The organism is Streptomyces sp. NPDC002825 (assembly GCF_040295385.1).
Lineage (GTDB): Bacteria > Actinomycetota > Actinomycetes > Streptomycetales > Streptomycetaceae > Streptomyces.
Genome location: NZ_JBEOVH010000047.1, coordinates 16,150 through 41,362 on the forward strand (window position 1 = coordinate 16,150; position 25,213 = coordinate 41,362).

A 25,213-nucleotide genomic window follows, 5' to 3' on the forward strand; every position below is an offset into this window, starting at 1 on the left:
GGCCCGGCTACGCCAGCCCGCGCCGGGCCACCGCGGGCGCGCGGTGTCCGGCGATGGACGCCACCATGTCCAGGACCTGCTTCGTCTCCGCCACCTCGTGCACCCGGTACACCTGCGCCCCCAGCCACGCCGACACGGCCGTCGTGGCCAGGGTCCCGAGGACCCGCTCCTTGACCGGCCGGTCGAGCGTCTCCCCGACGAAGTCCTTGTTCGACAGGGACACCAGCACCGGCCACCCGGTCGCCGCCATCTCGCCGAGCCGCCGCGTCGCCTCAAGGCTGTGCCGCGTGTTCTTCCCGAAGTCATGACCGGGATCGATCATGATCCCGTCCCGCCGCACCCCGAGCGAGACCGCGCGCTCCGCGAGCCCCACCGTGACCCGCAGGATGTCGGCCATCACGTCCTCGTACTCCACCCGGTGCGGCCGCGTCCGCGGCTCCGCGCCGCCCGCGTGGGTGCAGACGAGCCCCGCCCCGTACTTCGCGGCGACCTCGGCGAGCCGCGGGTCGACCCCGCCCCACGCGTCGTTCAGGACGTCCGCCCCGGCCTCGCAGACCGCCTCGCCGACGTCCGCCCGCCAGGTGTCGACGCTGATCACCACGTCGGGATGGCGCCGCCGGACCTCGGCGACGAACCCGACCGTGCGCCGCGCCTCCTCCTCGGCCGTCACCTCCTCGCCGGGGCCCGCCTTCACCCCGCCGATGTCGATGATGGCCGCCCCCTCCGCCACGGCCTGCTCGACCCGGGCGAGCGCGGGCTCGTCCCGGAAGGTCGCGCCCTGGTCGTAGAAGGAGTCCGGGGTCCGGTTCACGATCGCCATGATCACCGGCTCGTGCGGCCCGAATTCACGCCGTCCCAAGCGCAGCATCCCTTTTGTCCTCCCTCGCGTCCGTTCGCCTGCGACCCTAACCGTCGGTGGCGCATGGCACGATCGGCACGGGACGTTTTCCACTCCGGGGAGAGGCGCGCAGTGTTCTGGTTTCTGCTCATCACGATGGTCGTGGTCGTGGCCGCGGTGACCCTCGCCGTGGTCGGCGGCGGCGACAGCGAGGTGCTGCCCGAGGTGGCGCCCGAGCAGCTCGTCGACCCGCTTCCGGTCGCGCGCCCGGTGGACCGCGCCGACGTCGAGGCGCTCCGCCTCCCCGTCGCCGCCCGCGGCTACCGGATGGCCGACGTGGACGACGTCCTCGTCCGCCTGGGCGCCGAGCTCGCGGAGCGCGACGCGCGGATCGCCGAGCTGGAGGCGGCGCTCGCGGGCCCCGCGGGCGAGGCCGGCACGGAGGGCGGCGAGCAGTGACGGGCGAGGCGATCCCCGGGCCCGACGGGCGGCCGCGCTGCCCCTGGGGCCTGTCGACCGAGGACTACGTCGCGTACCACGACGAGGAGTGGGGCCGCCCGGTCCACGGCGACGACGCGCTGTTCGAGCGGCTCTGCCTGGAGGCCTTCCAGTCGGGCCTGTCGTGGATCACGATCCTGCGCCGCCGGGAGGGCTTCCGGAAGGCGTTCTCCGGCTTCCGGATCGCCGACGTGGCCCTCTTCACCGAGGCCGACCGCGAGCGGCTCCTCGCCGACGAGGGCATCATCCGCAACCGCGCCAAGGTCGACGCGACCCTGGCCAACGCGAAGCTGCTCGCCGACTGGCGGCCGGGCGAGCTCGACGCGCTGATCTGGTCCCACGCCCCGGACCCGGCGACCCGCCCGGCCCCGCGCACGCTCGCCGAGGTCCCGGCGGTCACCGACGAGTCGACGGCGCTCTCCAAGGCGCTCAAGAAGCGCGGCCTGCGCTTCATCGGCCCCACCACGGCCTACGCCCTGATGCAGGCGTGCGGCCTGGTGGACGACCATCTGGCGGGGTGCGTGGCCCGGGGCGGCAACTGACCCCGGGCCGGGCACCCGTCAGAACACGTGGACGTGGTCCGCGGGGTCGTACATGGTGACGTACTGCGGGGCGCCGACGCTCCCGCGGCCGTTGCCCGGGTAGACGCTCAGGTCCCAGAAGTTGATCGTCCGCATGAGGTCGGACTTGCCGTCCCCGGTCACGTCGCCGACGGCGATGATCGGCTCGTTCAGCGGCCAGGCGTACGGCAGCTTGGTGCGGGTGCCGAACCAGCCGCGGCCGTTGCCGGGGTACAGCCAGAGCCCCCGTCCGCCGTCGCGCGCGACGAGGTCGGCCTTGCCGTCGCCGGTCATGTCGCCGGGGGCGGCGAGCGCGTTCATGGTGTTCCAGCCGCCGCCGACCTTCTTCCGGGTGCCGAACCAGCCGCGGCCGTTGCCCGGGTACGTCCAGAGGACTCCGGCCGTGTCCCGGGCGACCAGGTCGCCGCGGCCGTCGCCGGTGAGGTCGCCGACCGCCTCGATCTCCTTCATGGTGTTCCAGCCGGCGCCGACCTTCAGGCGGGGCTTGAACCAGCCGTAGCCGTTGCCGGGGTAGAACCAGAGCACGCCGGACCGGTCGCGGGCGAAGACGTCCTCCTTGCCGTCGCCGTTGTAGTCGCCGTGCCGGACGAGCGTGGTCATGGCGTTCCAGCCGCCGCCGACCAGCAGGCCCTTGGTGTTCCAGTTGGCGTCCCGTACGCCGTTGAGGAACCACAGCCGGCCGTCCTCGGCCCGCTCCAGGAGGTCCGGGCGGTTGTCGTTGTTGAGGTCGCCGAACTTCGCGGCGGCCGGCAGGCCGGTCGGACGCTTCTCCGTCGACCAGTCGATCCACGGCACGCCCTGGGTCGCCTCGTACCGGGTGGTGGCCACGCGGATGGAGCTGATCCTGTTGTCGAGCTGGCCCATCACGGACCCGTCGAAGCTGATGGCGCCGTTGTGCGGGTCCGTGTGCAGGGAGTCGCTGCCGGTGAATCCGGGGTCGGTCCACAGGACGGCGTACAGGTCGGAGTTGTTGACCATGGACGACGTCTTGTCGTTCCAGGTCCCCAGGGTGGACTGACTGGACGTGATGATCTTCATCTCGCCCTGGTACTCGCGGTACTGGAAGAGGCAGATGCGGCCTGCGGGGCAGCGCTCCGAGCCCGCCGCGGCGGGCGGGGCGGCCGTCATCAGCGTCGCCAGGGAGGCCGCCGTGGTGACGGCGGCGGCCAGGGCGCGGCGGCCCCGGACAGTGCGGATCATGATGCGGAATCCGTTCACGGAAGAGGGTCAGAAGACGAAGGAGGTGGAGCGGACGTGCCCGAGGTCGCGGGGGGCCTGGAGGCGTCCGTCGGCGAGGCCGGGGTAGACCAGGAGCCGGACGTGGCCCTCCCAGGACTCGGCGCCCTTGGCGTGCGCGCCCAGGTCGGGGCGGCCGTCGCCGGTGACGTCGCCGAGGCCGATGAGCTCGTGGTGCCCGTTCCAGCCGCCGGTGCCGATGAGCTTGCGGGTGGAGAACCAGCCGCGGCCGTTGCCGGGGTAGAGCCAGAGCCTGCCCGTCGTGTCGCGGGCGACCAGGTCGGCCTTCTTGTCGGAGTTCATGTCGCCGGCGCCGACGAGCTCGTTCATGGCCTTCCAGCCGCCGCCGACCTTCTGCCGGGCGCCGAACCAGCCGCGGCCGTTGCCCGGGTACGTCCACAGGACGCCGTCGCCGTCGGAGGCGAGGAGGTCACCCCTGCCGTCGCCGGTCAGGTCCCCGGCGGCCGCCAGGTCGCGCATGGTGTTCCAGCCGGCGCCGACCTTCAGGCGGGGCTTGAACCACCCCCGGCCGTTGCCCGGGTAGAACCAGAGGACACCGGCCTTGTCGCGGGCGTAGACGTCCTCGTTGCCGTCGCCGTCGTAGTCCCCGTGCCGGACCAGCTTGGTCATGCCGTCCCAGCCGCCGCCCACGAGCAGCGGACTGCCGGGGCTGTTCCAGGCGTGGCCCGTCCACAGCTGGCCGATCAGGTTGCGCCCGAGGACGTCGGCGTACCCGTCCCGGTCGATGTCGCCGAAGTGCCCGTCGGCGGGCAGGGTCGCCGGCCTGTGCTTCACGGCCTCGTTCAGCATCGGGAAGCGGCTCTCGGCGCCGCAGAAGTCGTCCGCGTCGGGACCGACGTCCACGGAGCTGACGGCCTTGTCGAGCCCGGGATAGGCGCTCTCGTCGAAGGACTCCGAGGTGTAGAAGTGGACGGAGCCCTCGGGGGCGAGACCCGGCTTCGGGTAGAAGCAGACCGCGTCGTAACCGGAGGTCTTGACGATGAAGGACCGGATGCGGTTGTCCCAGGTGCCGAGGGACCCCGTCGGCTTCCGGATCACGATCATGTCGCCCTGGTACAGCGGCTGGCTGAAGCCGCAGACGGCGCCGGTGGGACAACGGTCCCAGCCGTCGGCCGCCTGCGCCGGCGTGGTCAGGGCCGTGGCGGACAGGCCCAGAGCCGCACCCGCCGTGAGCGCGCCGCGAAGAAGGCGCGCGGAAGGAGAAGGACGCACGGAACCCCCCAGGTATGTGCGTACGAATGGTGAGCGGATCCTATAGACCCGCCCACCACCCGTACGAACGGGTTCCGACCGGCGTCAGCGGCCCAGGTACTGCGGCTTCTCCTTCGCGATGAACGCGCGGACCGCGATCGTGTGGTCCTCCGAGGCGCCCGCGAGCGTCTGCAGCTCCTCCTCCTTGCCGAGGGCCTCGGTGAGGGAGTGGTCGGCGCCGTAGGCCAGGGACTCCTTCAGGGCCGCGTACGCCACCGTCGGGCCCGCGGCGAGGGTGCGGGCCACCTTCTCCGCCTCGGCGGCCAGGTCCGCGGCCGGGACCAGACGGTTCACGATGCCGAGCTCGTACGCCTCCTGGGCGCCGATCGAGCGCGGGAAGAGCAGCAGGTCGGAGGCCCGGCTCGCGCCGATCAGCCGGGGGAGCGTCCACGACACGCCCGAGTCGGCGGTGAGCGCGACCCCCGCGAACGAGGTGTTGAAGGACGCGGTGTCCGCGACCACCCGGTAGTCCGCGGCGAGCGCGAAGCCGAAGCCGGCCCCGGCGGCGACGCCGTTCACGCCCGCGACGACCGGCTTGCGCATGCCGGTGAGCGCCCGCACGATCGGGTTGTAGTGGTCACGGACCGTGTTCATGGTCTCGCTCGTGCCGGACTCCTTGTCCGACATGAGCAGCCCGACGTGCTCCTTCAGGTCCTGGCCCACGCAGAACGCCCGGTCGCCGGCGGCCGTGAGCAGCACCGCCCGTACGGCCGGATCGGCCGCGGCGGTCTCCGCAGCGTCCCGGAGGGCGACTTTCGCCGCCACGTTCATCGCGTTCATGGCCTCGGGCCGGTTGAGCGTGATGGTGGCGAGTCCGTCGCTCACCTCGTACAGCACCGTGTCGGCCATCGGGTTCCCTTCGCCTCATTGCGTCGTTGACCAGCCCAGCATGGCGGAGATCACCCGTGCCGCCCATGTGAGCTGCGTCAAAGATTTGGAGGGGGTCCGTCCGACGTCGAGCGGCGAAGTATCGCAGGCCGATCCCCGAAATGTGGGGTTTTGCGGGAGCGCGTTGCGCAAGCGATGCCGATCGATGTTGGTCATCGGGTCCTGCCATGCGGGATAATGACCTGGAAGCAATGTGTTCGAAGCCGGTGACGCGTGCTCCACATCAAGGAGCTGCCCGGCTGACGATGAGCTGGTTTCAGGAAGGGGAACAAGCATGGCGGCCATGAAGCCGCGGACGGGTGACGGCCCGCTCGAGGTGACCAAGGAGGGGCGGGGCATCGTCATGCGCGTTCCGCTCGAAGGCGGCGGTCGGCTTGTCGTCGAGCTGACCCCGGACGAGGCCGAGGCGCTGGGCGACGCCCTCAAGAAGGTCGTCGGCTGACCCTCTTCTCCACGATTTCCAGCGCTGCCCCGGTACGGTCCGCCGTCCCGGGGCAGCGGTGTCTCCAGGACCGGAGGCCCGGGGCGAGCCCGTCAGCCCCGTCGTACCGCGCACAGCAGCCCGTCACCGACCGGCAGCAGCGAGGGGACGAGCTCCTGGCTCTCCCGCACCGCGCGCAGCAGCTCCCGGATCCGCTGGACCTCCGCCGGCTGGGCCCCCGAATCGACGGTGCGGCCGTCCGCGAAGACCCCCTCGAAGCAGACAAGACCCCCCGGTCGCAGCAGGCGCAACGATTCAGCGAGATAGTCCAGGTACTCGACCCGGTCGCCGTCGCAGAACACGAGGTCGTACCCGCCGTCCGCGAGCCGGGGCAGCACGTCCAGGGCGCGGCCCGGGATGAAGCGCGCCCGGTTGCCCGCGAAGCCCGCCGCCCGGAACGCCGTCTTCGCCAGCTGCTGCCGCTCCGGCTGGAGGTCCACCGTCGTCAGGACGCCGTCCGGCCGCATCCCGAGCAGCAGGTAGATGCCCGACACGCCCGTGCCGGTGCCGATCTCCGCCACCGCCTTGGCGTCCGCCGTCGCGGCGAGCAGGCGCAGCGCCCCACCGGTGCCCGGGGACACCGAGGGCAGCCCTGCCTCCCGGGCCCGCTCACGGGCCCAGCGCAGAGCCTCGTCCTCGGCGACGAAGGCGTCGGCGAACGACCAGCTCGGCTGCTGGTTGGCGGTAATGGCCCTCTCCTGTCCCCGTAGTTGACGCAACGGTGACTGTATCCGCTGTCCGTGGGAACCCGCAGATGGGACCGGGCGTTCACCAGGGGAAGGACGCGACCGAGGCAGCCGGGCGAGCCGGTTCCAAATTCGCGTAAAGATTCTTATCCGGAGCTAACGGGCGAGGTGGCTATGGTAGGGGCTCCACTGGACACCACCAGAGCCGACAGGGGAGGTGCGGCTGCGCCTGTGGATCGGGGAGGAGTGCTTCGGCGTCTTCTCAGGTCGGCGGGTGAGCCGAAATCCGTGACCGACACCGCTGACCGTTTCCGCACCACCGACTCCGCTCCCACCACCGCGACCTTCGCATCGGATGCGGAATCGCAGGCGTGGACCCCTCCCACCTGGGAGGAGATCGTCAGCACGCACAGTGGCCGGGTCTACCGCCTCGCCTACCGCCTGACGGGCAACCAGCACGACGCCGAGGACCTGACCCAGGAGGTCTTCGTCCGCGTCTTCCGCTCGCTGTCCACGTACACCCCGGGCACCTTCGAGGGCTGGCTGCACCGCATCACCACCAACCTCTTCCTCGACATGGTCCGCCGCAAGCAGCGCATCCGTTTCGACGCGCTCGCCGACGACGCTGCCGAGCGGCTCCCCAGCCGTGAGCCCTCGCCGCAGCAGGCGTTCAACGACACGCACTTCGACGCCGACGTGCAGCAGGCACTCGACACCCTCGCGCCCGAGTTCCGCGCGGCCGTCGTCCTCTGCGACATCGAAGGCCTCTCGTACGAGGAGATCGCCGCGACCCTCGGAGTGAAGCTCGGCACCGTCCGCAGCCGCATCCACCGCGGCCGCTCCCACCTGCGCAAGGCGCTCAAGCACCGCTCGCCCGAGGCCCGGGCGGAGCGTGCCCTCGCCTCCGTCGGATGGGAGGCAGGGACAGCGTGAGCGGCACACGTCCGACGTCGCCGACCCCCGCGGAGCACCACCTCGGGGACCGGCTGGCCGCGCTCGTCGACGGCGAACTCGGCCACGACGCCCGCGAGCGGGTCCTCGCCCACCTCGCGACCTGCGCCCGCTGCAAGGCCGAGGCCGACGCCCAGCGCACGTTGAAGAGCGTCTTCGCCTCGGCGGCTCCGCCACCGCCCTCCGAGGGCCTCCTCGCACGTCTCCAGGGACTGCCCGGGGGACCCGGTGAGCCGGGAGGGCCCGGCTCGCCCCGCGGCCCCCTCGAAGAGCTCCTCGGCGCGGGCGGCGTGAAGTCCGACGGCTTCGCCACCGCCGCCGTCGTCACCCCCGGGGCCGGTTTCCGCATCCACGAGGTCGGCTACCGCCGCTCCGGAACCTCCGGGCGGGGCCGGCGCTTCGCCTTCGCGGCGGCCGGTGCCGTCTCGTTCGCGGCGATCGCCCTCGGGGGCACGCTGCCCCTGGAGGCCTCCGTGAGCGCGAGCGCCAGCGCGCGCGGCGGGCAGGGCACCGGCAGCGCCGTCACCCCGCTGCGGGCCACCGCGACCGGCGGCGGCGCCACGGGCACGGCGGCCGGCCGGGGCACGCGCTCCGGCGAGCGTGCGGGCGCCCGGTCCGTCGACGCCGCCGAGCCGCTCGCCGTGGGCTCTCCGGCCGGGTTCCCGCAAGGGCCGGTCGTGGCCGCGGGCCAGGGCACCGTTCCGTCGGGCGCCGTCCCGCCGGACGCGGTGCGCTCGCCCGCCACGCCGCTGGTGGCCGTACGGCTCCGGAACCCGGCCCCGCAGTCGCTCCTCGCCCTCTCGCCGTTCATACGTCCGACGACGGCTCCGGCCCTCCAGCTGGCCTTCGCCCCCGGGCCCAGCCCGATGGCCAGCCCGACGACGGAACCTCTCGGCTCCCACCGCTGACCCGCGACCTGGTTGAATCCAGGGGGCAGGGCGCCCGACCCAGGGGCGCGGACGGGTCAGCGGTTGCGGGGAGAGCATGAACAACGGGAAGCCGAACTGGTGGAGCCGGCCTTCGACCACACCGGAGGCGGCACGGATACCCACGCCGCCGGCGGACGAAGCCGACGGCGACTTCCCCCTGCCCGCACCTCATCCGACCCCGAACCAGGAGCCGGCGGCGCAGGCCGCACCCGCGCAGGGCGTGCCCGCGCCGGCGGCCTGCGAGGTCCTTGAGCCGCAGGCGGCGCATGCCGCCGTGCCGGTGGCCGAGCCCGTGCCGGCGTCGGCGGTCGCGCCCGGGCCGACGGGCGAGTCCCAGGCCCCGCACGGCCAGGTGGCCCCGCCCCTGGCGGCGGAGCCCGGACAGGCGCCCGCGCCCGCGGACGGGCCCGCCTCGGCGCCCGCGTCTGCGGCACCCGCCGAGCCCCTCGTGACGGAGTCCGCGTCCGCGCCGGCCGTGGAGCTGACGAAGTCCGCCCCCGCGCCGGAGGCCGTCGCCGGGCCCGAGCCCGCACTCGTGACGGAGCCGGTCCCCACCCCCGTACCCCCGGCGGAGCCCGCTTCCCGGCAGCCGCTGCACGTGCCCGACGAGTACCGGACGCCGCCCTACGGTGAGCCGGGGCCCTGGGCGCCCGCGCCGCCCGTGCAGCGGCCGCCCGCCTCCGTACCGCCGCAGGCGCATCACCACGCCCAGCCCCATCCCCAGCCGACCCCCTGGGTGCAGTACGACCCCTGGGCGGCAGCCGGGGCCGCCGGGGCCGGCGTCCCGCCGCAGCCCGTCAAGAAGTCCCGCAAGGGGCTCGCGGTCGCCGGCGCGCTCGCCTTCGCCCTCGTCACCGGCGTCATCGGCGGCGGCATCGGCGCGTACGTCGAGCGGAACGGCGGGCTCACCGCCGTCGAGCTGCCGCAGGCCGAGGCCGGGGACACCGGCCGCGCCCCCGACAGCGTCGCCGGGATCGCCGCCAGCGCCCTGCCCGGCGTGGTCACCCTGCACGTCAAGGGCAACGGATCCTCCGGCACCGGCACCGGCTTCGTGCTCGACACCAAGGGCCACATCCTCACCAACAACCACGTCGTCGACGGCGCCGCGTCCTCCGAGGACATCTCGGTGACCTTCTCCAGCGGCGAGACGGCCCGCGCCAGGCTCATCGGCAAGGACACCGGCTACGACCTGGCCGTCGTCCAGGTCACCGGCGTCTCCGGCCTCAAGGCGCTGCCGCTCGGCAACTCCGACAACGTCCGCGTCGGCGACCCCGTCGTCGCCATCGGCGCCCCCTTCGACCTCTCCAACACCGTCACCTCCGGCATCATCAGCGCCAAGGAGCGCCCGATCACCGCAGGCGGCGAGAAGGGCGACGGCAGCGACATCAGCTACGTCGACGCGCTCCAGACCGACGCGCCCATCAACCCCGGCAACTCCGGCGGCCCGCTGCTCGACTCCAAGGCCCGCGTCATCGGCATCAACAGCGCCATCCGCGCGGCGAGCGACGGCGAGAGCGGCAGCGGCGGCCAGGCCGGATCCATCGGTCTCGGCTTCGCCATACCGATCAACCAGGGCAAGCGCGTCGCCGAGGAGCTCATCAACACCGGCAAGGCCACCCACCCGGTCATCGGTGTGAGCCTCGACATGCAGTTCCAGGGCGACGGCGCCCGCGTCGGCGAGAAGGGCAAGGACGGCTCCGCCTCCGTCACCGCCGGCGGCCCGGCCGCCAAGGCGGGGCTCCGGCCCGGGGACGTCATCACCAAGGTCGACGGCCAGCGCGTGCACAACGGCGAGGAGCTCATCGTGAAGATCCGCGCCCACCGCCCCGGCGACGAGCTGGAGCTCACTCTGACCCGGAACGGCAAAGAGCTGACAAAGACGTTGACGCTCGGATCCTCGCAGGGCACCTGAGCGCCATGTGGCGGACGCCGCGAGGTACCCGTCGGACAGTTTCGGCGGGTACCGTGGACCGGGCCCTGGACCGGCGTGAAGGAGCTACTAGGTGTTCAGCGACATAGGCGCACTCGAGCTGGTGACGCTCGTGGTCCTCGCCGTGCTCGTCTTCGGGCCGGAGAAGCTTCCGAAGGTGATCCAGGACGTCTCGCGCTTCATCCGGAAGGTCCGCGAGTTCTCCGACAGCGCGAAGCAGGACATCCGCAGCGAGCTGGGCCCGGAGTTCAAGGACTTCGAGTTCGAGGACCTCAACCCCAAGACGTTCCTCCGCAAGCAGCTGGAGAGCAACGAGGACCTCAAGGAGCTCAAGGACCTGCGCGGCACGTTCGACTTCAAGAAGGAGATGAACGAGGTCGCCGACGCCGTCCACGGCCGGGAGGCCACGCCCGCGGCCGCCCCTGCGGCGGTCAACGGCTCCCCGGACCTGCTGAAGAAGCAGGACAAGCGGGACGATCAGGGCGCTGCGGAGCGTCCTCCGTACGACTCCGACGCCACCTGACGACGGCCTGTCACCGACCCGCTGCTCAGCGGTGGCTATCCTCCCTCTGTTGACGCAACGAGGAGGCGGCCGGAATGAAGACGACGAGTCGGGTGGAAGCCGATGGCTTTCTGCGCGCACCCTTCGCCTGGTACGGGCTCGACGAGGCGTTCACCGGCCCGCGCCGGCTGATGCAGATCGGCACGGCGGCGGACGGCACCGTCCAGCACGGCTCGATGGGCCACGGTGACGAGCCGTCGATAAAGTCCGAGGCCGGCAGCGCGGAGAAGGAGCGCTTCGCCGTCGTCGTGACGGTCGCGGCGAACCCCGTGCGCCGCACCGGGGACGGCACGGGCGTCCTCGACGCCACCACCGTCTCCTCGGCCGCCTGGCTGGCCGGCTCCGGGCTCCTCGCCCACACCTGGCCCGCCTCGCTCGACCACGCGCTGCGGGACCACTGGCTGGACCAGCAGACGGAGACGGCCTTCGAGCTCGCCGACGACCTGGACGGCCCGGCGTGGTCGACGCTGTCGCTGCCGGTGGACGGGGTGCCGGTGCCGTTCCACTACCGGGAGACCGAGTTCGGCTGGGTCCTCGCGGGCTCGGCGGGCGATGTGCACATCGGGGCGTACGGGCGCGGGATGAGCGCGTACGGGCTCGGGTTCTCGCAGGTGAAGGACCTCAGTACGTACGGCGCGTAGCAAGACCTGGAAACGACGAAGGGCGCCCCCACCGGGGGCGCCCTTCGTCATGGCTCAGAACTTGTTCCGCGGCGTGATGCCCAGGCTCATGCCCGACAGGCCGCGCTGGCGGCCGCCCAGCTTGCCGGCGATCGCGCGGAGGGCCGCGCCCGCCGGGGAGTCGGGGTCGGAGAGGACGACCGGCTTGCCGTCGTCGCCGCCCTCGCGCAGGCGCACGTCGATCGGGATCGAGCCGAGGACCGGGACCGTCGCGCCCGTGGTCTGCGTCAGGCCGTCCGCGACCTTCTGGCCGCCGCCCGTGCCGAACACGTCGACCATCTCGTCGCAGTGCGGACACGGCAGGCCCGCCATGTTCTCGACGACGCCGACGATCTTCTGGTGGGTCTGCACGGCGATCGAGCCGGCCCGCTCGGCGACCTCGGCCGCCGCCTGCTGAGGCGTCGTCACGACCAGGATCTCCGCGTTCGGGACGAGCTGCGCGACCGAGATCGCGATGTCGCCGGTGCCCGGGGGCAGGTCGAGCAGCAGGACGTCCAGGTCGCCCCAGTACACGTCCGCGAGGAACTGCTGGAGCGCGCGGTGCAGCATCGGGCCGCGCCACACCACCGGCGCGTTGCCCGGGGTGAACATGCCGATCGAGATGACCTTCACACCGTTCGCCGACGGCGGCATGATCATGTTCTCGACCTGGGTCGGACGGCCGTCCGCGCCCAGCATCCGCGGCACGCTGTGGCCGTAGATGTCGGCGTCGACGACACCGACCTTCAGACCGTCGGCGGCCATCGCCGCCGCCAGGTTCACGGTCACGGAGGACTTGCCGACGCCGCCCTTGCCGGACGCCACCGCGTACACCCGGGTCAGCGAGCCCGGCTTCGCGAAGGGGACCTCGCGCTCGGCACTCGTGCCGCGCAGCGCCGCCGCCAGCTCCTTGCGCTGCTCGTCGCTCATCACGTCCAGCGAGACGTCGACCGAGGTGACGCCCTCGACGCGGGAGACGGCGTCCGTCACGCGCTGGGTGATCGTCTCGCGCATCGGGCAGCCGGAGACGGTGAGGTACACCGTGACAGCGACCCTGCCGTCTTCACCGATCTCCACCGACTTGACCATGCCGAGCTCAGTGATCGGCTTGTTGATCTCAGGGTCGTTCACCGTCGCCAGTGCTTCGAGCACCGCGTCTTCCGTAGCCATACCGACGATGGTACGGCGCCGACCACGGGCCGGTGAAAGGGCTGTCAACGGTCGGGTACGTCACTTCCGCGGTCGTCGCCGGACGGGAATAGATCCCGGCGCTCCTCCATCTCCTTGATCAGGTCCTGGAGCTCCGAGCGGATCCAGTCGCGGGTCGCGACCTCGCCGAGGCCCATCCGCAGCGCCGCGATCTCCCGGGTCAGGTACTCGGTGTCCGCGATCGACCGCTCGTTCTGCTTCCGGTCCTGTTCGAGGTTGACCCGGTCCCGGTCGTCCTGACGGTTCTGGGCGAGCAGGATCAGCGGCGCCGCGTACGAGGCCTGCAGGGACAGCGCGAGCGTCAGGAAGATGAAGGGGTACTCGTCGAACTTCAGCGAGCCCGGCGCGAAGATGTTCCACAGCACCCAGACGACGATCGTCAGGGTCATCCAGACCAGGAAGCGGCCCGTCCCCAGGAAGCGGGCGATCCGCTCCGAGAGCCGCCCGAAGGCCTCGGGGTCGTACTCCGGCAGCAGCCGGGACCGCCGCTCGCGCGGCAGGTCGAGCCGGATGCGGGGCACGGACCGCTCCCGCTCCCGGTCCTGCGTGCGCTCAGCGGCCATCCCCGGCCCCCTCCTCGTGGAACTCGGTCTCCCGCCAGTCGTCCGGCAGCAGGTGGTCGAGCACGTCGTCGACGGTGACCGCGCCGAGCAGCGAGCCGCTCTCGTCGACCACGGGCGCGGCGACCATGTTGTACGCGGCGAGGTAGCTGGTCACGGCCGGCAGCGGGGTGTCCGGGCCGAGCGGCGGGAGATCGCTGTCCACGAGCGAGCTGACCAGCGTGAACGGCGGGTCGCGCAGCAGCCGCTGGAAGTGCACCGTGCCCAGGTACTTGCCGGTCGGCGTCTCGTCCGGCGGCCGGCACACGTACACCTGCGCGGCGAGCGCCGGCGACAGGTCCTGCTGGCGGACCCGGGCCAGGGCGTCCGCGACGGTGGCGTCCGGGCGCAGCACGATCGGCTCGGTCGTCATCAGACCGCCCGCCGTGCGCTCCTCGTACGCCAGGAGCCGGCGGACGTCGGCCGCGTCGTCGGGCTGCATCAGGGTGAGGAGCCGCTCCTGGTCCTCCTCGGGGAGCTCGGACAGCAGGTCGGCGGCGTCGTCCGGGTCCATGGCCTCCAGGACGTCGGCGGCCCGCTCCTCCTTCAGCTTGCCGATGATCTCGATCTGGTCGTCCTCCGGCAGCTCTTCGAGGACGTCGGCGAGCCGGTCGTCGTCGAGGGCTGCGGCGACCTCGGCGCGCCGCTTGGGGGAGAGGTGGTGCAGGGCGTTGGCGAGGTCCGCGGGACGCAGCTTCTCGAAGGTGGCGAGCAGGTTCTCGGCGCCCTGGCCGTGCTCCTCCAGGGAGAAGCCGGTGACGGCCGACCACTCGACGGTCAGCGTCTCGCCCTTGCGGCTCAGCACCCCGCCCTTCCCCTTGCGGACGAAGACCCGGTCGATCTCCCAGTCGCGGCGGGCGGGCAGCTGCTGGATGGAGACGTCGAGGACGGTGACCTCCTCGCCCGACTCCACCAGCGTGACCCGCCGGTCGAGGAGCTCGCCGAGGACGAGCCGCTCGGTGGGGCGCCGTTCGAAGCGCCGCATGTTGACGACGCCGGTGGTGATGACCTGGCCGGAGGCGAGCCCGCTGATCCGGGTCATGGGGACGAAGACCCGGCGCCGGCTGAGCACCTCCACGACCATGCCGAGCAGCCGGGGCGGCCGGCGGCCGACGCGGAGCATGGCGACGAGGTCGCTGACGCGGCCGACCTGGTCGCCGACGGGGTCGAAGACGGGTACTCCGGCGAGATGGGAGACGAAGATCCGGGGGGCGCCTGCCGCCATGCCACGCGCCTCCTCGGTGCCGCACGATTCGAGTCGTCGATGTGAGTCGTCGTAGAGCTTTGCCGGTGATTGCAGAGCTTTGCCGGGTTCAGGCTAGCCCGTGCCGTTCCGCCCCGCCCCGGCAGAGACTCCGTACGGCTGCCTGCGGGGCCCGTCACCTGGCCCGGGTACGCTGCGGTCTGCCGTTCCCCCCCCATCGGCCCCGCGCACCGGACCCGGCCCTTCCGCCCGGCCGGGACGCGACCGTCCCCGGCATCCCGTACGGGCCGTGCCGTCGCCCCCCCACGACACGAGAGGCAGCGCAGATGACCGTTCGTACCCCGTCATCGCGTATCCGCAGGGCCGTCACGCCCCTGGCGCTCTGCGCCGGACTGACGGTGGGACTCACGGCCTGCGCCGCCGATCCGGACGAGGGGACGAACGGCGTGGGGAGACTCTCCCCGCCCGAGATCGAGCAGAAGGCGCAGTCGGCGGCGGACGCGGCGAAGGCCGTGCGGCTGTCCGGCACCCTCGTCAGCAAGGGCGGCACCTTCAAGCTGAACATGCGCCTCAAGCAGGACGGCGCGACCGGCTCCGTGACGACGAAGAACAGCACCTTCGAGCTGCTGCGGGTCGGCGACGCGCTCTACCTGAAGGCCGACGCGGGCTTCTGGGCCCATGACGGCAAGGAGGGCGAGACGCCGTCGGAGGCGGACTCCGAGGCCGCCGACAAGCTCGACGACAAGTACGTGAAGGTCCCGCAGGGCGACCCCTCGTACAAGCAGCTGCGCGGCTTCACCGACATGGGGCCGCTCCTCGACGGTCTGATCGGCCTGCACGGCGAGATCGTCAAGGGCGACCGGGACCAGATCGGCGGGGTCCGCACGGTCAAGGTCAAGGGCGGCGCCGACGGCGAGGGCGGGACGCTCGACGTGTCCCTGGACGGCGAGCCCTACCCCGTGCAGTTCGCGCGGGGCGGCGGAGGGGGCGTCGTGGTGCTCTCCGAGTGGAACAAGGACTTCCCGCTCGCCGCGCCGTCGAAGGGGGAGACCCTCGACTACGGCAAGCAGCTGCCCCGTACCTAACGCCTCTTCTTCCGGAAGAGCAGCTTCGGCAGACCCGCCGGGATCGGCCGGCGGGTGTTCGCCCCCGTCGGCAGCGGTACGGCGGCCAGGGAGCCGTCCGGGAGCTCCGTGGTCGAGGACCGGGGGTCGAGCCGTACGACCCGGCATTCGCGCGCCCAGCGGGCGGGCATGGCCTCGCCGTCGGGGGCGTTGAGCCGCTTGCCCTTCAGCTCGGCGACGGCCGCCTCCCACTCCTCCGTGCCGGGGGAGAGTTCACTGACGGCGGCGGTCCAGGCGACGAGCCGGCCGCCCTTGTCCTTGCTGCGGACGGTCACCTCGGCCGTACCGCCGTCGACCAGGCCCGGCAGCGGCTGCTCGCCGGGGCCGTCGCCGACGACGTGCGCGGCGCCGTCGTGCCAGACGTGCCAGAGCGCGCGGGCGGGTCCGCTGCCGCGCACCCACACGAGGCCGGACTTCTTGGTGGCCTCCTCGACGAGGGCGGACCCGAGCAGCTCTTCTGTCATGGCCCGAAGCCTAGCGGGCGGCTTTCTAGAGCCAGCCGTTGCGCTTGAGGGTGCGGTGGATGGTGAAGCAGATGGCGGCGATGCCCACGAGCACCATCGGGTAGCCGTACTTCCACTCCAGCTCCGGCATGTACGTGAAGTTCATGCCGTACACGCCGCAGACCGCCGTGGGGACGGCGACGATCGCCGCCCACGAGGTGATCTTGCGCATGTCCTCGTTCTGCGCGACGGTCGCCTGCGCCAGGTTCGCCTGGAGGATCGAGTTGAGGAGCTCGTCGAAGCCGACGACCTGCTCCTGGACGCGGGCGAGGTGGTCGGCGACGTCCCGGAAGTACTTCTGGATGTCGGGGTCGACGAGCCGCATAGGCCGCTCGGACAGCAGCTGCATCGGGCGGAGCAGCGGCGTGACGGCCCGCTTGAACTCCAGTACCTCGCGCTTGAGCTGGTAGATCCGGCCGGTGTCCGTGCCGCGCGTGGAGCCCTTCGCGGCCGGCGAGAAGACGTCGATCTCCAGCTGGTCGATGTCCAGTTCGACGGCGTCGGCGACCGCGATGTAGCCGTCGACGACGTGGTCGGCGATGGCGTGCAGGACGGCCGAGGGGCCCTTGGCGAGGAGCTCCGGCTCGCCCTGGAGGCGGTGGCGGAGGTTGCGCAGGGAGCCCTGGCCGCCGTGCCGGACGGTGATGACGAAGTCCGGGCCGGTGAAGCACATGACCTCGCCGGTCTCGACGACCTCGCTGGTCGCGGTGAGTTCGGCGTGCTCGACGTAGTGGATGGTCTTGAAGACGGTGAAGAGCGTGTCGTCGTACCGCTCCAGCTTGGGCCGCTGGTGGGCGTGGACGGCGTCCTCGACGGCGAGCGGGTGCAGCCCGAACTCGGCGGCGATACCGGCGAATTCGGCCTCGGTCGGCTCGTGCAGCCCGATCCAGGCGAAGCCGCCGCTCTCCCGTACCTGGCGCATCGCGCCGCGCGGCGTGAGGCACTCGCGGTCGTCGATCCGGCGCCCGTCGCGGTAGACGGCGCAGTCGACCACGGCGCTGGAGGCCGAGTGGTCGCGGGTGGGGTCGTACGAGGTGTACGTCGTCGGGGTCTTGCGCAGGCTGTGGCGGAAGCTCGGGCGGACGGCGGCGGTGAGGTCACGGATCATCGACACGGCTGTGCTCCTTCACGGATCGGCCGTCGGCGCGGAGCATGGCACAGCCCGGAATGGGGACGGAGAGGTACGTCGTCCACAAAGCGGGCGGCACCGAAGGAGCGCGGAGACGGCGGTCGCTACAGACAGGAAAAAGGCGAAAATTGCTCTTCCGTCGTGCGAGATGCCGGAGGGGCGGATCCGTGCCGGACCCGGACGTCACCGGTGGAAGCGCACCTGGCGGGGGTGCGGAGCGGCGGAAGAGCGGCTGGTACTGCCCGATCGACTTCGGTCCATCGCAGTCCCACCTCCTCCGGCCGGTCCCCTGTCGGGGATGACGTGTGACGAGCAGTCGGGAATCCCGACCAGTGGCCAACACTATCAGCCGACAGAGGGTCAATCCCTTCCTTTGCCCGTTCCATACGCGATCTATGCTCCCCGCATGGGAGAAGTTCTTGCACTGGTCGAGGCCCGGCTGCGGACGGCGCTCGGCGAACCGGACGCGCGGGCCGCGGTGACCTTCCTCGGCACGGACCGGATCGAGGTGCTGCGCTTCGTCGACGGCGACCTCGTGCGGTACGCGACCCTCGGGATGTCCGCGCAGCCGATGGCCGATCCGACCTCCGCGCTCGCCGACCCGGTGAAGGGCCCGCGCGCCGAGCTCGTCCTGACGGTACGGGGCGGTCTCGCCGACACCGACAAGGTGCTGCGCCCGCTCGCGGTCCTCGCGGCGACCCCGCAGGTCGAGGGCGTGGTCGTGGCCCCTGGCGCCTCGCTGGACGTCGGCGACCCGCTCTGGCCCGGCGCCCCGTTCAGCTCGGTGCTGGTCGCCGAGTCGGGCGGTCTGGTGGAGGACCTGGAGCTCGACGAGCCCATGGACCCGGTCCGCTTCCTGCCCCTGCTTCCGATGACCTCGAACGAGGCGGCGTGGAAGCGGGTGCACGGGGCGCAGGCCCTGGAGGAGCGCTGGCTGGCGCAGGGGACGGACCTGCGCGATCCGCTGCGCAGGTCCGTGAATCTGGACTGAGGCCTTCGGCGCTCAGCTCGCGAAGACGCCGACGCCGTCCTCCGTGGCGTGCTTCGGGGCGAGTTCCCGGACCTCGTGGGTGAGGGAGGCGCGGCGGACCCGGACGATCAGGGCGCCGATGACGGCGGCCGCGCCGGCCACCGCGAAGGGCATGTGGACGTCGCTCCACTCCTCGATCTTCGGGGCGAGGTACGGGGCGGCGGCCGCGGCGAACCAGCGGACGAAGTTGTAGCCCGCGCTCGCGACCGGGCGCGGGGCGTCCGAGACGCCCAGGGCCAGCTCGGTGAAGACGGTGTTGTCGACGCCGATGAACGCGCCCGACAGGACCGTGCAGACGACCGCCGTGGTGTGGCTCCCGTAGCCGAGCACCACCACGTCCGCCGCGAGCAGCACCAGCGAGCCGCCGAGCACCGTGAGCGAGCCGAAGCGCCGCTGGAGGCGGGGTGCGACGAGCACCGAGAAGACGGCGAGCAGCACGCCCCAGGCGAAGAACACCGCGCCGGACTTGTACGGCGTCGTGTTCAGCACGAACGGGGTGAAGGCGAGCACGGTGAAGAACGCGTAGTTGTAGAAGAACGCGGCGGCCGCGGCCGAGGCCAGGCCGCCGTGGCCCAGCGCCCGGATCGGGTCGAGCAGTGAGGTCTTCCGCGCCGGCTTCGGCTGTTCCCCGAGGAAGACCGTGATGCAGAGGAAGCCGATCGCCATCAGCGCGGCCGTGCCGAAGAAGGGGTAGCGCCAGCTGGCGTTGCCGAGGGCGGCGCCGAGGAGCGGCCCGCAGGCCATGCCGAGGCCGAGCGCCGACTCGTACAGCAGGATCGCCGCCGCGCTGCCGCCGGCCGCGGCGCCGACGATGACGGCGAGCGAGGTCGAGACGAAGAGCGCGTTGCCCAGGCCCCAGCCGGCCCGGAAGCCGACGAGCTGTCCGACCGTGTCGGACGTGCCGGCGAGGGCGGCGAAGACGACGACGAGCGCGAGGCCGGCGAGGAGAGTCCTGCGGCCGCCGATGCGGCTGGAGACGAAGCCGGTCACCAGCATCGCGACGGCGGTGATGAGGAAGTACGAGGTGAAGAGCAGCGACACCTGGCTGGGTGTCGCCCGCAGGCCCTGGGCGATCGAGGGCAGGATCGGGTCGACGAGTCCGATGCCCATGAAGGCCACGACGGAGGCGCCCGCGGTGGCCCAGACGGCCGGGGGCTGGCGCAGGATGCTGCCGCCGGGTTCGTCCTGCATGTGTACCGCTCCTTCGCGTGGAGATGGTTGCGATATACACAGAATAAGTTAGGCGTACTAATGAATGTAAGATACATCTATCAGTGGGCGGGGCGCCGGGACCGCGTCGGGCGCCCCAGGTGAACCGTCCCGGCCGGACGGGTGATCGTGTGCGGCCCTCCTTGACGCGGAGCGGAAGAGCTAGGACCGTTGAGCCCTATGAGGGGCGAACCCAGTTGTCCGAAGTGCGGTGGCAGGGTCAGGGCGCCCGGTCTCTTCGCCGACTCCTGGCAGTGTGATGTGCACGGCTCCGTGCACCCGCTCCAGCCCGTGATCCCGCCCAGCGTCGAGGGCCTCGGGGTCGTGGTGCACCGGTCCCACGTCCCGGTGTGGATGCCGTGGCCCCTGCCCGTCGGCTGGCTCTTCACCGGAGTCGCGTACGCCGGGGACGACCGCAGCGGCGGACGCGCCACGGCCGTCGCCTGCTCGGGCCCCGGCCCGCTCGGAGGGATCGGCGAGCTGCTCCTGGTCGCGGAGGAGCTCGGCGTCGGACTCGGCGCGCGGTACGCCGGCATCGACGGCCTCGACCCCGGCTCCGGCATGGCCATCGACAAACCGCCCCAGGCGAAGGTGCTCGCCGCCGGGCGGCCCACCCCGCTCTGGCACGTCACCGGTGCCCCCCAGGACCGCGCGGTCTTCGCGGGCGAGGCGCGCGGGCTGTGGCTGTGGGCGATCGTCTGGCCCGAGCAGTCCGGCCTCCTGATGTACGACGAGCTGGTCCTGACGGACCTGCGCGAAGCGGGCGCCGAGGTCGACCTGCTGCCCTGCGGCGCGCTCACTCCGAGGCTGCTGGGCTAGGGCGGAAGGCTCGTACGCGGGGGGCGGCGTGCCTCGCGTGCCGGGCGTCGTGCGGACGGCGGGACTTTTCGGGCGTGCCCGAGGGGCTCCTCGGGTCGTGCGCCTGGTGACGTTCCGTACGGACGTGTTCGATTCGCCCGTTATGCTGGAGCGTCCCTTCCTCCCTACCGAGCCCTGGAGTACCGCGTCGTGCGCATCGATCTGCACACCCACTCCACGGCCTCCGACGGTACGGACTCCCCGGCCGACCTCGTCAGGAACGCGGCCGCGGCCGGGCTCGACGTCGTCGCGCTCACGGACCACGACACCACCCGCGGCCACGCCGAGGCGATCGCCGCCCTGCCCGAGGGGCTCACCCTCGTCACCGGGGCCGAGCTCTCCTGCCGGATGGACGGCATCGGGCTGCACATGCTCGCGTACCTCTTCGACCCCGAGGAGCCGGCGCTCCTCGCCGAGCGCGAACTCGTCCGCGACGACCGGGTGCCCCGCGCCCGCGGCATGGTCGGCAAGCTCCAGGAGCTCGGCGTCCCCGTCACCTGGGACCAGGTCGCCCGGATCGCCGGCGACGGCTCCGTCGGCCGTCCGCACGTCGCGGAGGCGCTCGTCGAGCTCGGAGTCGTACCGGACGTGTCCGGGGCGTTCACGCCCGAGTGGCTCGCCGACGGCGGCCGGGCGTACGTCGAGAAGCACGAGCTGGACCCGGTCGACGCGATCCGCCTCGTCAAGGCGGCCGGCGGCGTCACCGTCTTCGCGCACCCGCTCGCCGTCAAGCGCGGCCAGGTGCTGCCGGAGGCCTCGATAGCCCGGCTCGCCGAGGCCGGACTCGACGGCATCGAGGTCGACCACATGGACCACGACGACGCGACGCGGGCCCGGCTGCGGGGACTCGCGAAGGAGCTCGGTCTGCTGACCACGGGCTCCAGCGACTACCACGGCAGCCGCAAGACCTGTCAGCTCGGCGAGTACACCACCGACCCCGAGATCTACGGCGAGATCACCCGCCGCGCCGCAGGGGCCTTCCCGGTCCCGGGCGCGGGCGGACCCGCCACCTGAGGCCACTCGGCGGACCGGGCCACGCGGCCCGGACGCCGGTCTCGAGGAGCCGACCCGGCGGGCCACCCGCCACCTCGACGACTCGGCCGGGGCGTTGCCGCCTCGCGGCCGACGGCCAGGGACGCAGGCCCCGGCCGCGGCCGGGGTGCTGATCTCGGCCGGTCGGGCAGGGTGCTGATCCTGGTCTGCCGGTCACGCCTAGCGGCTTCGGTCCGACGGTCGGGGGTGCAGAACCCGGTCTGGCGGTCGGGGTGGGTGTGTGGTCCGGTCCTTCGGCCGGGTGCACCGCTCCGGTCCGCCGGTCAGGGCGCGCCGCTTCGGTCTTTCGGTCAGGGGTGCTGAGCCCGGTCCGTCGGTCAGGGGCGCTGGTCCCGGTCCATCGGTCAGGGGTCTGCCGCCCAGGTCCGTCGGTCGGGGGCCTCGCCCCGGTCCGCCGGTCCGGGCGCACCGCCCCGGTCCGCCAGGCACGGGCGCGCGGCCCGGTCCGTCAGGCACGGGCGTACCGCCCCGGTCCGGCGGACGGAGTCGGCCCCCGCCCTCGGTCCGTGCCGCACCGCGTCCCGTTCGCCCCCGTGGGCGTGCCGGCCGGTTCGTCTCCGCTCCCAGGCCCTTCCTCTTCCTGGTCCGCCCGCGTACGGCTCCGCGCCGTGCGCGTGGCGGCTCCTCCCGCCCCGGCGGCGGAATCCTGCATTCCGACCGCGGGGGTACACCCCACCGTTCCACCTCTCCGCAAGGCACCCCACCGTGTTCGACGTCGCCGTCTTCGGCTCGCTGTTCCTCACCCTCTTCGTCATCATGGATCCCCCCGGGATCACCCCGATCTTCCTCGCCCTCACCTCCGGCCGCCCCGCCAAGGTGCAGCGCCGGATGGCCTGGCAGGCCGTCGCCGTCGCCTTCGGCGTCATCACCGTCTTCGGTCTGCTCGGCCAGCAGATCCTGGACTACCTGCACGTCTCCGTCCCCGCCCTGATGATCGCGGGCGGTCTCCTGCTGCTGCTCATCGCGCTCGACCTGCTCACCGGCAAGACCGACGAGCCCAAGCAGACCAAGGACGTCAACGTCGCGCTCGTCCCGCTCGGCATGCCGCTGCTCGCCGGTCCCGGTGCGATCGTCTCCGTCATCCTCGCCGTGCAGAACGCCGACAGCGTGGCCTCGCAGGTCTCCGTCTGGACCGCCATCGCCGCCATGCACGTCGTGCTCTGGCTGACCATGCGGTACTCGCTGCTGATCATCCGCGTCATCAAGGACGGCGGCGTCGTCCTCGTGACCCGGCTCGCCGGCATGATGCTCTCCGCCATCGCGGTGCAGCAGATCATCAACGGCATCACCCAGGTGATCCAGAACGCCTGAGCCGCCGCCCGGGACGCCCCCGGACACCACTGCGCCCCCGTACGGATTCCGCTCTTGCGAAGTCCGTGCGGGGGCGCGGTGCGTGGTGTGGACCGGGCCTGTTACGAGGCCGAGGTCTCGGCGGGGCGGATCCAGATGCGCTGGCCGATCGCGGCGGCCTGCTGCACGATCCGATTGACGGAGGCGGCGTCCACGACGGTGGAGTCGACGGGCGTGCCGTCGATGTCGTCGAGTCGCAGGATTTCGAAGCGCATGGGCTTCTCCCTTCGTCTGAGTTGATCCTCCTGGGCGGAGAACTGCGTTACGTATGGATCCAACGGCTTGCGTCCTGCAAACATTCCCTACGCTAAGGAAAATTTTCGGATGGCTAACTACCTACAGGTAGGGGGGTGTGGCGGCCCGGCTCCGAGCGGCGGACAATGAGCCCCGTATGAACGACGCAGACCCCACCGCCCAGGTGACCGAGACCACGACCGAAGCCCGTCTGCATGCCTTGGACGCCCGCCTGGAGCGCACCAATGAGCTCCTGCGGCGGATGCTGGCCGAGGTCGCCAAGACCCCGTCCACACACGCCATCTTCGTCGACGCGGGTTACGTCCATGCTGCGGCCGGGTTGCTTGTGGCGGGCACCGAGGACCGGCGCTCCTTCGACCTCGACGCCGAGGGCCTCATCGAGGCCTTCATCGACACGGCCCGCACGATCTTCGCGGACAGCCGGCTCCTCCGCGTGTACTGGTACGACGGGGCCCGCCGCCGGATCCACACCCCCGAGCAGCAGGCCATCGCCGAGCTCCCCGACGTCAAGGTGCGCCTCGGCAACCTCAACGCCAACAACCAGCAGAAGGGCGTCGACTCCCTCATCCGCAGCGACCTGGAGTCCCTCGCCCGCCACCGCGCCATCAGCGACGCCGCCCTCGTCGGCGGCGACGAGGACCTCGTCTCGGCCGTCGAGGCCGCGCAGGGCTACGGAGCCCGCGTCCACCTCTGGGGCATCGAGGCCGCCGAGGGACGCAACCAGGCCGAGGCGCTGCTCTGGGAGGTCGACAGCCAGCGCACCTTCGAGCTCGACTTCTGCCGGCCGTACGTCACGCGCCGTTCCGTCACCACGTACGAGAACGAGGGCGAGCCGCCGCCCTCCCGCGAGGAGGTGCGCTTCGTCGGCGCCCAGATCGCCGCGACCTGGCTCGGCGAGCAGGGCCGGGACCGGCTCGCCGAGCTCCTGCCGGGCGCGCCCTATCTGCCGGGGCCGGTCGACCAGGAACTGCTCGTCGAGGCGGAGCGCCTGCTCAGCCGCTCGCTGCGCGGCCACGCGGCCCTGCGGAGGGCGCTGCGCGACGGTTTCTGGCAGCACCTCAAGGCGCAGTACTGACCTTCGCGTCCGCCCGCTCCCAGAAGCCGGTGAGGCGGTCCGTCAGCTCGCGGGGGTGCGAGACGTTGGGGGAGTGGCCGGCGCCCGCGATCACCGTGCGGTGCGCGCCCGTGCGGGCCGCCGCCACCGTGAGGTCCGCCGGCGCCCAGACCATCTCGTCCGCGCCGTAGGCGAAGTGCAGCGGCATGGGCAGGCCGGCCAGCTCCTCCGTACCGTCCTGACGGCTCAGCAGGAGCCGTCCGGCGCCCGCGAGTTGGGCGATACGGGTACGCATCCAGCGGCGCCGCAGGAAGCCCGAGAGCTCCGGTGTGTCCCCCGTCGCCGGCTCCTCGCCGCGGCTGTCCAGCCAGCACATGGCCTGCCACACCCGCTCCTTCGGCAGCACCGCGAGCGCGGCGCGCAGCACCCGCACCCGGATCCGCTGCGGCCGGGCGACGCGGCCGGGGCCGGAGGAGAGCAGGGTGAGCGAACGGAAGGCGGCCGGGGCGAGGGCGGCCGCCGCGCGGGCCACCAGGCCGCCGAACGAGTGGCCGACGAGGTGCACGGGGCCGTCCCCGAGGGCCGCCGCCTGCGCCACCGCGTCGAGCGCGAGCGCCTTGCGGCGGTAGGCGGCGCGGCCGCGGGGGCCCGGCGTGTCGTTCTGCCCGCGCCCGTCCACGGCCACGGCGCGGTAGCCGGCCTCGCTCAGCGGCCGCAGGAGCTCGATGAAGTCCTCCTTGCTGCCGGTGTACCCGGGCAGCAACAGCACGGTGCCCTGCCGTGCCCCCACGGCGTCGAGGTCGAGCACGGCGAACGAACCCCGCACGGTCTCGAGCCGACGGGCGCGGGTGCGGGGCGGCAGGACGAGGGAACGGGGCTTGCTCATAGATGGACTGTAACCGCGCGGCGCGCGCCCGTCCGTTGTGGGTGACGCGCTTCCGCCGGGGTGTGCCCCCCCCCGTTGTGGGCAGGCGTTCCACCGGGGCGTGGGGGTCCCCCCTGCTCGTGCGAAGCCGAGAGCTTGGGGGAGGGTGGGCACACGGAACGGCGCCCTTGCCGGCGCCAGAGGCTTACGTGCCTGGACCCGCACCCCGTGCGCAGTGCACTGGTGGTGCGGGTCCAGGC

The 25,213-nt window shown here is 72.4% G+C and carries 26 protein-coding genes and 1 pseudogene; 14 read left to right on the top strand and 13 right to left on the bottom strand.

All coding sequences use genetic code 11. The annotated features are described in order from the left end of the window. Positions 1–7 precede the first annotated feature (7 nt). Complete coding sequence (gene folP, locus ABT041_RS36465) at positions 8–868, bottom strand: dihydropteroate synthase (RefSeq protein WP_351192774.1); 861 nt, start codon at positions 866–868, stop codon at positions 8–10. A 54-nt stretch (positions 869–922) separates the two neighbouring features. Between folP and ABT041_RS36470 the strand changes: the two are divergent. Both ABT041_RS36470 and ABT041_RS36475 read left to right on the top strand, forming a co-directional pair. Beyond that, positions 923–1,285: pseudogene (locus tag ABT041_RS36470) on the top strand (cell division protein DivIVA); the annotation flags it as partial. 8 nt (positions 1,286–1,293) lie between these two features. Continuing rightward, entirely contained in the window at positions 1,294–1,878 is a 585-nt protein-coding gene (locus tag ABT041_RS36475) for a DNA-3-methyladenine glycosylase I (protein ID WP_351192778.1), read from the top strand. A gap of 18 nt (positions 1,879–1,896) precedes the next feature. On the opposite strand, the gene ABT041_RS36480 is transcribed toward ABT041_RS36475, so the two are convergent. The 3 genes from ABT041_RS36480 to chcB form a co-directional block, all read right to left on the bottom strand. Beyond that, on the bottom strand, positions 1,897–3,117 hold the full coding sequence (locus tag ABT041_RS36480) for an FG-GAP-like repeat-containing protein (protein WP_351192781.1): 1,221 nt from the start codon (positions 3,115–3,117) through the stop codon (positions 1,897–1,899). A 27-nt stretch (positions 3,118–3,144) separates the two neighbouring features. After that, positions 3,145–4,386 carry an FG-GAP-like repeat-containing protein gene (locus tag ABT041_RS36485; RefSeq protein WP_351192783.1) on the bottom strand — a complete coding sequence of 414 codons (1,242 nt, stop codon included), beginning with the start codon at positions 4,384–4,386 and terminating at the stop codon, positions 3,145–3,147. Between the two features lie 84 nt (positions 4,387–4,470). Then, positions 4,471–5,274: a 2-cyclohexenylcarbonyl CoA isomerase gene (gene chcB, locus ABT041_RS36490; protein WP_351192786.1), complete on the bottom strand. Its 804-nt coding sequence runs from the start codon at positions 5,272–5,274 to the stop codon at positions 4,471–4,473. A 313-nt stretch (positions 5,275–5,587) separates the two neighbouring features. Here chcB and ABT041_RS36495 point away from each other — a divergent pair, with 313 nt between their 5' ends. Further along, entirely contained in the window at positions 5,588–5,755 is a 168-nt protein-coding gene (locus ABT041_RS36495) for a DUF3117 domain-containing protein (protein ID WP_009997451.1), read from the top strand. 92 nt (positions 5,756–5,847) lie between these two features. Here the strand turns inward: ABT041_RS36495 and ABT041_RS36500 are convergent, their stop codons facing one another. Continuing rightward, positions 5,848–6,513: an O-methyltransferase gene (locus ABT041_RS36500; RefSeq protein ID WP_351192789.1), complete on the bottom strand. Its 666-nt coding sequence runs from the start codon at positions 6,511–6,513 to the stop codon at positions 5,848–5,850. Positions 6,514–6,654: 141 nt separating this feature from the next. On the opposite strand from ABT041_RS36500, the gene sigE reads away from it, so the two are divergent. The 5 genes from sigE to ABT041_RS36525 all read left to right on the top strand — a co-directional run bounded on the left by sigE (position 6,655) and on the right by ABT041_RS36525 (position 11,493). Next, a complete protein-coding gene (gene sigE / locus ABT041_RS36505) occupies positions 6,655–7,413 on the top strand; it encodes an RNA polymerase sigma factor SigE (protein WP_078908486.1) in 759 nt (252 codons plus the stop codon). Then, positions 7,410–8,339 (top strand): anti-sigma factor family protein, encoded by a 930-nt coding sequence (locus tag ABT041_RS36510; protein WP_351192792.1) that lies wholly within the window; start codon positions 7,410–7,412, stop codon positions 8,337–8,339. The genes sigE and ABT041_RS36510 overlap by 4 nt, the downstream gene beginning before the upstream one ends. A gap of 76 nt (positions 8,340–8,415) precedes the next feature. Continuing rightward, positions 8,416–10,272 (top strand): S1C family serine protease, encoded by a 1,857-nt coding sequence (locus ABT041_RS36515; protein ID WP_351192795.1) that lies wholly within the window; start codon positions 8,416–8,418, stop codon positions 10,270–10,272. A gap of 91 nt (positions 10,273–10,363) precedes the next feature. Further along, the gene (locus tag ABT041_RS36520) at positions 10,364–10,813 is read left to right on the top strand and encodes a sec-independent translocase (protein WP_351192798.1); all 450 of its coding nucleotides are present in this window, start codon (positions 10,364–10,366) and stop codon (positions 10,811–10,813) included. Positions 10,814–10,887: 74 nt separating this feature from the next. Beyond that, a complete protein-coding gene (locus tag ABT041_RS36525; RefSeq protein WP_351192800.1) occupies positions 10,888–11,493 on the top strand; it encodes a hypothetical protein in 606 nt (201 codons plus the stop codon). Positions 11,494–11,547: 54 nt separating this feature from the next. On the opposite strand, the gene ABT041_RS36530 is transcribed toward ABT041_RS36525, so the two are convergent. The 3 genes from ABT041_RS36530 to ABT041_RS36540 are packed head-to-tail and all read right to left on the bottom strand — an operon-like array spanning position 11,548 to position 14,544. Then, positions 11,548–12,681: an Mrp/NBP35 family ATP-binding protein gene (locus tag ABT041_RS36530; RefSeq protein WP_351192803.1), complete on the bottom strand. Its 1,134-nt coding sequence runs from the start codon at positions 12,679–12,681 to the stop codon at positions 11,548–11,550. A 44-nt stretch (positions 12,682–12,725) separates the two neighbouring features. Further along, positions 12,726–13,283, bottom strand: coding sequence for a DUF1003 domain-containing protein (locus ABT041_RS36535; RefSeq protein WP_351192806.1), 558 nt, complete (start codon positions 13,281–13,283; stop codon positions 12,726–12,728). Further along, complete coding sequence (locus tag ABT041_RS36540) at positions 13,273–14,544, bottom strand: magnesium transporter MgtE N-terminal domain-containing protein (protein ID WP_351192809.1); 1,272 nt, start codon at positions 14,542–14,544, stop codon at positions 13,273–13,275. The genes ABT041_RS36535 and ABT041_RS36540 overlap by 11 nt, the downstream gene beginning before the upstream one ends. A 305-nt stretch (positions 14,545–14,849) precedes the next feature. On the opposite strand from ABT041_RS36540, the gene ABT041_RS36545 reads away from it, so the two are divergent. Continuing rightward, positions 14,850–15,608, top strand: coding sequence for a hypothetical protein (locus ABT041_RS36545; protein WP_351192812.1), 759 nt, complete (start codon positions 14,850–14,852; stop codon positions 15,606–15,608). Here ABT041_RS36545 and ABT041_RS36550 read toward each other — a convergent pair. Together ABT041_RS36550 and ABT041_RS36555 are read right to left on the bottom strand one after the other, a co-directional pair. Next, positions 15,605–16,111, bottom strand: coding sequence for a hypothetical protein (locus tag ABT041_RS36550; RefSeq protein ID WP_351192814.1), 507 nt, complete (start codon positions 16,109–16,111; stop codon positions 15,605–15,607). The genes ABT041_RS36545 and ABT041_RS36550 overlap by 4 nt on opposite strands. A 25-nt stretch (positions 16,112–16,136) precedes the next feature. After that, complete coding sequence (locus ABT041_RS36555) at positions 16,137–17,264, bottom strand: magnesium and cobalt transport protein CorA (RefSeq protein ID WP_351192816.1); 1,128 nt, start codon at positions 17,262–17,264, stop codon at positions 16,137–16,139. A 421-nt stretch (positions 17,265–17,685) separates the two neighbouring features. Between ABT041_RS36555 and ABT041_RS36560 the strand changes: the two genes are divergently transcribed. Then, positions 17,686–18,270 carry a suppressor of fused domain protein gene (locus ABT041_RS36560; RefSeq protein WP_351192818.1) on the top strand — a complete coding sequence of 195 codons (585 nt, stop codon included), beginning with the start codon at positions 17,686–17,688 and terminating at the stop codon, positions 18,268–18,270. Between the two features lie 12 nt (positions 18,271–18,282). On the opposite strand, the gene ABT041_RS36565 is transcribed toward ABT041_RS36560, so the two are convergent. Continuing rightward, positions 18,283–19,500 carry an MFS transporter gene (locus ABT041_RS36565; RefSeq protein WP_351192820.1) on the bottom strand — a complete coding sequence of 406 codons (1,218 nt, stop codon included), beginning with the start codon at positions 19,498–19,500 and terminating at the stop codon, positions 18,283–18,285. Positions 19,501–19,698: 198 nt separating this feature from the next. On the opposite strand from ABT041_RS36565, the gene ABT041_RS36570 reads away from it, so the two are divergent. From ABT041_RS36570 to ABT041_RS36580, 3 genes are all read left to right on the top strand, one after another. Then, complete coding sequence (locus tag ABT041_RS36570; protein WP_351192822.1) at positions 19,699–20,337, top strand: DUF6758 family protein; 639 nt, start codon at positions 19,699–19,701, stop codon at positions 20,335–20,337. Positions 20,338–20,526: 189 nt separating this feature from the next. Further along, positions 20,527–21,390, top strand: a complete 864-nt coding sequence (locus ABT041_RS36575) for a PHP domain-containing protein (RefSeq protein WP_351192825.1) — start codon at positions 20,527–20,529, stop codon at positions 21,388–21,390. A gap of 744 nt (positions 21,391–22,134) precedes the next feature. Next, a complete protein-coding gene (locus tag ABT041_RS36580) occupies positions 22,135–22,740 on the top strand; it encodes a MarC family protein (protein WP_351192827.1) in 606 nt (201 codons plus the stop codon). Positions 22,741–22,841: 101 nt separating this feature from the next. Here the strand turns inward: ABT041_RS36580 and ABT041_RS36585 are convergent, their stop codons facing one another. After that, positions 22,842–22,994: a DUF8834 family protein gene (locus ABT041_RS36585; RefSeq protein ID WP_099054331.1), complete on the bottom strand. Its 153-nt coding sequence runs from the start codon at positions 22,992–22,994 to the stop codon at positions 22,842–22,844. A 176-nt stretch (positions 22,995–23,170) separates the two neighbouring features. Between ABT041_RS36585 and ABT041_RS36590 the strand changes: the two genes are divergently transcribed. Then, on the top strand, positions 23,171–24,109 hold the full coding sequence (locus tag ABT041_RS36590; RefSeq protein WP_351192830.1) for an NYN domain-containing protein: 939 nt from the start codon (positions 23,171–23,173) through the stop codon (positions 24,107–24,109). Here the strand turns inward: ABT041_RS36590 and ABT041_RS36595 are convergent. Next, the gene (locus ABT041_RS36595) at positions 24,093–24,974 is read right to left on the bottom strand and encodes an alpha/beta fold hydrolase (RefSeq protein WP_351192832.1); all 882 of its coding nucleotides are present in this window, start codon (positions 24,972–24,974) and stop codon (positions 24,093–24,095) included. The genes ABT041_RS36590 and ABT041_RS36595 overlap by 17 nt on opposite strands. Between the last annotated feature and the right edge of the window lie 239 nt (positions 24,975–25,213).